This is a genomic window from Candidatus Rhabdochlamydia sp. W815, assembly GCF_018642185.1.
Classification (GTDB): domain Bacteria; phylum Chlamydiota; class Chlamydiia; order Chlamydiales; family Rhabdochlamydiaceae; genus Rhabdochlamydia; species Rhabdochlamydia oedothoracis.
Window position 1 is genome coordinate 1 of sequence record NZ_JAAVTY010000192.1, and the last position, 1,016, is coordinate 1,016.

A 1,016-nucleotide genomic window follows, 5' to 3' on the forward strand; every position below is an offset into this window, starting at 1 on the left:
AGTTTCTGATGTCTTCTAGGATTAAAGTGCACTATCTCCCTCCTTATTCGCCGAATTTGAATCCTATTGAACGCTTGTGGAAGATCTTAAAGGAAAAGAAGGTATACAATCGATATTACGAAACGTCGGTGACTTTTTTTCAGGCAATTAGAGGATTCTTCTTAGAAGAGATACCGAAAATAACAGATATTTTGAAATGTAGGATAAACGACAAGTTTCAAGTCGTTGACTTAAATCCCATTAAGCTAGCCGTTTGAATCGGCACTAGTATATATGAAAACTTAAAAAATGTTTTTCAAGAGGCTATGGGAGAACAATTTTCTATTTCCCAGGCTAAAAATCATGAGAAATCAGATATAGTAGAAAATTACTTACAACATTCACTAAATTTATCCTCAAAAAATGTAAAAAATGCATTTTTTGAATTTATGACAAGATATCGAAGTGAAATTAGGGATACTTTTGTTACATTTACATTTACCCTCTTATCTGTAGATCCTATATATGCAGAATTAAAAGGCGATTCTCGAAAAGAGAGTAAAGAATTCGAAAAAAATAATCCTCCTCCTATTCCTTGGGCAACACATCCTTCTGGGAGGGCTATTTCTAATCCTCTTTATAAGCTGGCTTCTCAACGAGTAACTAAAGAAAAAAGTCTACTGAAAAAAATCATGGGATTTTTCCATAAATGCTTTGCAAGAAAATCTTGTCCGATCCCTCAAGCCCGCTATACTCTACATGCTTTTGATAGTGGTTTTGAATGCGATGCAGAAAGTGAAAATTTTACAAGACCTTTAAATGTTTCTCGCAATAAGGATCCTATTTATACAGAAATAAAAAATAGCAAAAAAAGAAATCCTCAGAGCCTGTTTAAAATCTTTTCAAAAGTAGAGCAATAAAAGCGAGAACCACCATACTCAGGCTTGTATGTAGTTTTCTTTCGCAATTTTTCCATAGCCTGCGACATTTTTCTATCCACGCAAAAGAACGCTCTACAACCCATCTTTTGGGAATAA

At 34.0% G+C, this 1,016-nt stretch carries 3 protein-coding genes; 2 read left to right on the forward strand and 1 reads right to left on the reverse strand.

Going from position 1 to position 1,016, the window contains the following annotated elements:
• A partial coding sequence (locus RHOW815_RS09525; RefSeq protein WP_502757465.1) for a transposase occupies positions 1-257 on the forward strand: 257 nt, incomplete at its 5' end.
• Between the two features lie 171 nt (positions 258-428).
• Entirely contained in the window at positions 429-899 is a 471-nt protein-coding gene (locus RHOW815_RS08225) for a hypothetical protein (protein ID WP_215217794.1), read from the forward strand.
• Here the strand turns inward: RHOW815_RS08225 and RHOW815_RS08230 are convergent.
• Positions 871-1,016: transposase (locus RHOW815_RS08230; RefSeq protein WP_215217795.1), on the reverse strand; the 146-nt coding region annotated here is incomplete at its 5' end. The genes RHOW815_RS08225 and RHOW815_RS08230 overlap by 29 nt on opposite strands.